The organism is Mycobacterium sp. TH-M25, assembly GCF_057473665.1.
On the sequence record NZ_JBYCLA010000036.1, the window covers coordinates 1 to 4,837 of the forward strand.

The window sequence follows — 4,837 nt, forward strand, 5'->3', positions numbered from 1 at the left end:
GGTGGCGTGCGGCTCGCCGCCTACAGGTCGGCAGCGGTATACCAGCGCGACGATTCCGTGAGTCAAGTTCTTATAGACGCCGGTGAGCCGCTCGACCGTGACCTCAAGTCCGGTCTCTTCCAGCACCTCACGTCGAACCCCGGCCTCAAACGACTCATCGAGTTCGAGCACACCGCCTGGAGCCTCCCAGTGACCGTTGTCGTCGCGCTTGATGACCAACACGCGGTCGTCGTCGCGGACCACGACGCCAGCGACGCTGACCGAGTGTTTTGGTGTGGCTGCCATGCGCAAGACTCCTCTGCGGCCGACTCCAGTAGTGACAGGGGACGTGTCGTTTCCCTAGACTAGTCGCCTCGACATGTATGGGAAGGCTCTCAGGTGCTGCAACTTGGCCAGATCGACCGGGCGGACGATAAACCGCCATATCGGCAGATCGCGAGCATGTTGCGTGACGCCATCAGCTCTGGCCAGCTAGAAGCGGGTGAACGCCTGCCATCCGAGGCCGCGCTGATTGAGCATTTCGGGGTCGCCCGGATGACAGTGCGCCAGGCAGTGCAAGAACTGCGCTCGGAGGGATTGGTGACCTCCGAACACGGTCGCGGCGTGTTCGTTCGTCCCGCTCCCCCAATTCGGCGCCTCGCATCCGATCGCTTCGCGCGGCGACATCGCGCCAGCGGCAAAGCGGCGTTCACCGTCGAAGCGGAGAAGTCCGGCTACACACCTCAGGTCGACAACATCACCGTTACGCGTGAGAAGCCGGATTCAGTTGTGGCCGAACGCCTTCGGTTGATCCCTACCGACGAGGTTGTCGTTCGATCACGCCGCTACCTCGCCGACGGCCGACCAGTCGAAACGGCAACCTCATACATTCCTGCCGCGTTCGCCCAGGGCACCAAGATCGAACAGACCGACACCGGGCCGGGCGGCATATACGCGCGCCTCGAAGAGACTGGCCACACCCTCGCGCGATTCACCGAGGAGGTCGGCGCGCGAATGCCCACCCCCGAAGAGCGCCGTGCCTTGCAACTCCCGGCAGGGGCACCTGTCCTTACGGTGGTTCGGACGGCCTACGACACGAATGACGTGGCCGTCGAGGTGTGCGACACGGTAAAGGTGGCGTCGGCCTACCTGCTGGAATACGACTTCTCAGCGCGCTGAAACCTCGCGAAACGACCAAATACGGCGTATCGCTTGACTTACTACTCTAGACGACTAGGTTGGGTAGTCATCTAGGTCAATCCATCCGAAAGGTTCAGCAATGTCCATTCCCAAATGGCTCCAGATCGGCCACGACCAGGTGTTCTCCCTCGGCGCGTTCCTCGTATCCGAGGTGACGCCGATGATCGACTTCGACAAGTCCTCCGGCGAGAACCGCGTGCAAGCGAGGGACCGCGACACTGGTTTGCCGATGTGGCAGGTCGAAGTGCTTGACGGTGATCCGGCCGCACCAAAGCGCAGCCGAACGGTGACGGTGAAGTTCGCCGCACCAACGCAGCCGTCTGCGCCGACCAATTCCAGCGGAACACCCTTCACACCGGTCGTTTTCGACGGGCTCATGGCGCTGCCGTATGTCGAGCGGTCGGGCGATTTCTCCAGGATCGCTTGGTCGTTCCGAGCCTCGGATATGAGGGCGCCGGGCAAGCCATCCGCCAGCGCAACGACAAGCCGGGAATCGGCATGAATCCCGATCCGTACGCACCGGTCGATCCCGACACCCCGCTCCGACTGGACCACGTGCTGAATTTCCTCACCAGTCTCGGCGTGTGCGTGGCAGTCATCGTGGGAGTTATCGGTGTCGCCCTCATCTCATGGCGACTGCGCTCACCCGAGACGTACGAAGAACGGTTCGCAACACCGGCCCGGCTGCTGCGCTGGCGAATCTGGGCCCACGTCTCCTGGCAGAAGCTGTGCAAGCGCTGCGGCTTGTCGGCCTCTGAGCAAGTCACACGCCGCGACAACGAGGGCCGAGAGGTCCTGTCCACACGGTGGTTTCATCCAAAGCTGCTGGGAACAGACGTGTCTCACACCAGCCTGCGCTTGACGGTGCGAGCAAGGATGGGCCAGACCGTTGAAGATTTGGAGCGCGCCGTTCCCGCGATCCGCGACGCTGCGGGCGCACACTCGGCGCGATCCGTTGTCGTCTCACCCGGGACGCTTCGGATCGAGCTGGTCATGCGGGAACAGCTGTCGACCGTAGGTCACGCAGCGCCGCCGACAGCAGTGGCAACGACGCGGGTCACGCTCGGGCGAAGCGAAAACGGTGCCGCCTGGACCCTCCCATTGAGCGGCCGGCACACCCTTTGCGTGGGCTGCTCGGGCGCGGGCAAAGGCTCCGTCTTCTGGGGCATCGCCGGTGGGCTCGGCCCCGCTGTGGCCACCGGTGTGGTTCGCCTGGTGGGAATCGACCTGAAGTACGGCATCGAATTGTCGGTCGGGTCCGGTCTATTCACCAAGATCGCCACCACGGAGATCGATGCCGTGGAGACCTTAGCCTCGCTGGAAAAGGTGATGAACAAACGCGGCAATGAGATGGCAGGCCGCGCGCGTGAGCACAGTCCGACCACGGCATCGCCTCTCGCGGTGCTGCTGATCGACGAACTGGCCGGAGTGACCGCATACATGAGCGATCCGGCACTGCGCAAAGAAGCCGCCGCCTCGTTGTCGCGGATTCTCACCAAAGGCCGTGCGCTGGGAATCGTGGTGGCCGCGTTCCTGCAAGACCCCCGCAAGGAAGTTCTACCGATGCGAGGACTATTCACCCAGACCATCGCGCTTCGACTGCGATCCCGCGACGAGGTGGCGATGGTCCTCGGCGACGGCATGGCCGACAAAGCACCGGCGCACCGAATCAGCCCTGACGGGCCGGGCACGGGCTATGTCATCGGCGGGGACGGACAAGTGGCCAAGGTGCGATCCGACTTCTGGTCTGATGAGCAAATCCGCTCCACTGCAAAGCAATACGGAAGATCGCGGACCGCCGGAGGGCAGCGCAGTGAATGATTGGTCCATCTTCGAGCCGCCCGACCAAGATCAAGTCGCGCGGCATGCAGAAGACTTGATCAACCGTGCCAACCTCGTCCGCAGAGACGGGTGGGACCAGTACCGGCACGTCTGGTCGTGCGGCGAAGTCACCGGCACCGCTCTCGTCCTCGGCGATGACGCCGAACTCCGGCGCTGCGGCGAGACAACGATCGCCGCGCTAGAGCGGTGGGCCTTCGATCTGTGGGGAATCACCGGCGGCGAAGCCGACGTCGACGCCGGATTGCCGCGCACGCGCGCCTGGTTCGACTCGATCCGTGCAGCGAGGTGAAGTGATGGTCACTCACGGCCTCCGAGAGGCTCTCGTCGCCACAAGCGACTTCCCCGAGCTGCTGACCGCAGAACAGGTGTCGGCCCTACTCGGCGTCTCCGCCGCGACCCTCAATCGCTGGGCGGCGATCCGCGAAACGACCGGCGAGCAGATCGGCCCGCCGTGCTACACCCTATCGGAGCGGGTGCGCCGCTGGGACTGTGCCGAAGTCCGGTCCTGGCTGAAGCAGCTGCGTCGGTAATGGCCGGCAACACCCCACGCGGCATCCGAAAGCGCAACAATGCGGCTGGGCAACCCCGCTACCAGGTCCGTTACCTGGTACGTGATCCGAACGCACCGTCCGGCTGGGTCGAAACATCGGCCACGTTCCCAACCCTGCGCGAGGCGAAGGCATTCAAATCCGAACGCGACAACGAGGCCGCGATCGGTGCACGCCGGTTCGACCCACGCCTCGGCCGCACAACACTGAGCCGGATTTGGACGCAGTTCTCCGATTCCAAGAAGCGCGCGGTGTCGCCGAAGACGTGGAGCGGCTACACCCAGCACTGGGAACTACGCATCGCGCCGCGGTTCGGCCACATCCCCGTCGACGAAATCACCCGCGCCGACGCCCAGGCATTCGTCGACGGCCTGACGGTCGGACCATGGGCGAAGGTGTCGACGCTGCGTCTCCTGCGCTCGATCCTGGACGTGGCACACCAGGACGGTCGAATTCACCGGAACCCCGCCCTTGGCGTTTCCGCAGGCCGCATTCCCGAGCGGGAACGTCACCGCTACCTCACCGCTCCTGAAGTCCACACACTCGCCACCGCGTGCGGCGACCAGGGTGACGTCGTCACCATCCTCGCCTACACCGGCTTGCGCTGGTCCGAACTCGTCGGCCTCCGCGTCAAAGACGTCGACCTCGTAGCCCGTCGCCTCTACGTCCGGCGAGCCGCACCGGAAGTCGAGGGCCGAATCGTCATCGGGCCACCGAAGACCCGCGCCGGCATCCGAGCCGTCCCGCTCCCCCAAGTCGTCGTCGACATCCTCGAAACGCGGATCGGCGGCCGGGCACCTGATGAGCCCGCCGTCACCTCACCGAACGGAAAACTGTTGCGATCCAACAACTGGCGCCGGCACACGCACTGGAACAAAGTCCTGAAGAAAACCGACCTGGCACCGCTGACGATTCACGAGCTGCGCCACACCTATGCCAGCCTGGCCCGCAAATCCGGCGCAGACCTTCGCTACGTGCAGAAAACGATGGGCCACTCCACACCGACCGTGACCGCGAACATCTACAGCGACCTCTACGCCGACGAACTGGACCAGGTCGCAACCAACCTCGACCAGCTTCACGCGACGGAGATTTCAATACCCAAGACCGGACAAGAACCGGACGAATCAAACCAACAACCGAGTGCATAACCCGTGTCTATGCAGGTAGAACGTGGTGGCCAGGGGCGGGATCGAACCGCCGACCTTCCGCTTTTCAGGCGGACGCTCGTACCGACTGAGCTACCTGGCCGGAAGGCAAAATGAGTG

Annotated in this window: 7 protein-coding genes and 1 tRNA gene; 6 read left to right on the top strand and 2 right to left on the bottom strand. The window is 64.1% G+C overall.

Annotated features, from left to right (window positions below; translation table 11 throughout):
* A partial coding sequence (locus AC2VOU_RS01425) for an NUDIX hydrolase (protein WP_486955747.1) occupies positions 1 to 285 on the bottom strand: 285 nt, incomplete at its 3' end.
* Between the two features lie 93 nt (positions 286 to 378).
* Between AC2VOU_RS01425 and AC2VOU_RS01430 the strand changes: the two genes are divergently transcribed.
* The 6 genes from AC2VOU_RS01430 to AC2VOU_RS01455 all read left to right on the top strand — a co-directional run bounded on the left by AC2VOU_RS01430 (position 379) and on the right by AC2VOU_RS01455 (position 4,720).
* Entirely contained in the window at positions 379 to 1,158 is a 780-nt protein-coding gene (locus tag AC2VOU_RS01430; RefSeq protein ID WP_486955748.1) for a GntR family transcriptional regulator, read from the top strand.
* 100 nt (positions 1,159 to 1,258) lie between these two features.
* Positions 1,259 to 1,681 (top strand): plasmid replication, integration and excision activator, encoded by a 423-nt coding sequence (locus AC2VOU_RS01435; RefSeq protein WP_486955749.1) that lies wholly within the window; start codon positions 1,259 to 1,261, stop codon positions 1,679 to 1,681.
* Complete coding sequence (locus AC2VOU_RS01440; RefSeq protein ID WP_486955750.1) at positions 1,678 to 3,000, top strand: cell division protein FtsK; 1,323 nt, start codon at positions 1,678 to 1,680, stop codon at positions 2,998 to 3,000. The genes AC2VOU_RS01435 and AC2VOU_RS01440 overlap by 4 nt, the downstream gene beginning before the upstream one ends.
* Entirely contained in the window at positions 2,993 to 3,310 is a 318-nt protein-coding gene (locus tag AC2VOU_RS01445; RefSeq protein WP_486955751.1) for a hypothetical protein, read from the top strand. The genes AC2VOU_RS01440 and AC2VOU_RS01445 overlap by 8 nt, the downstream gene beginning before the upstream one ends.
* 4 nt (positions 3,311 to 3,314) lie before the next feature.
* Entirely contained in the window at positions 3,315 to 3,551 is a 237-nt protein-coding gene (locus tag AC2VOU_RS01450) for a helix-turn-helix transcriptional regulator (protein ID WP_486955752.1), read from the top strand.
* Positions 3,551 to 4,720, top strand: a complete 1,170-nt coding sequence (locus AC2VOU_RS01455) for a site-specific integrase (protein ID WP_486955753.1) — start codon at positions 3,551 to 3,553, stop codon at positions 4,718 to 4,720. The genes AC2VOU_RS01450 and AC2VOU_RS01455 overlap by 1 nt, the downstream gene beginning before the upstream one ends.
* A 23-nt stretch (positions 4,721 to 4,743) precedes the next feature.
* On the opposite strand, the gene AC2VOU_RS01460 is transcribed toward AC2VOU_RS01455, so the two are convergent.
* Positions 4,744 to 4,820, bottom strand: a tRNA-Phe gene (locus AC2VOU_RS01460).
* Positions 4,821 to 4,837: the final 17 nt, after the last annotated feature.

Bases quoted from the DNA above. Each gene is read 5' to 3' on its own strand.
- AC2VOU_RS01435 (WP_486955749.1), top strand. From the start codon at position 1,259: ATGTCCATTCCCAAATGGCTCCAGATCGGCCACGACCAGGTGTTCTCC.
- AC2VOU_RS01440 (WP_486955750.1), top strand. From the start codon at position 1,678: ATGAATCCCGATCCGTACGCACCGGTCGATCCCGACACCCCGCTCCGA.
- AC2VOU_RS01450 (WP_486955752.1), top strand. From the start codon at position 3,315: ATGGTCACTCACGGCCTCCGAGAGGCTCTCGTCGCCACAAGCGACTTC.
- AC2VOU_RS01455 (WP_486955753.1), top strand. From the start codon at position 3,551: ATGGCCGGCAACACCCCACGCGGCATCCGAAAGCGCAACAATGCGGCT.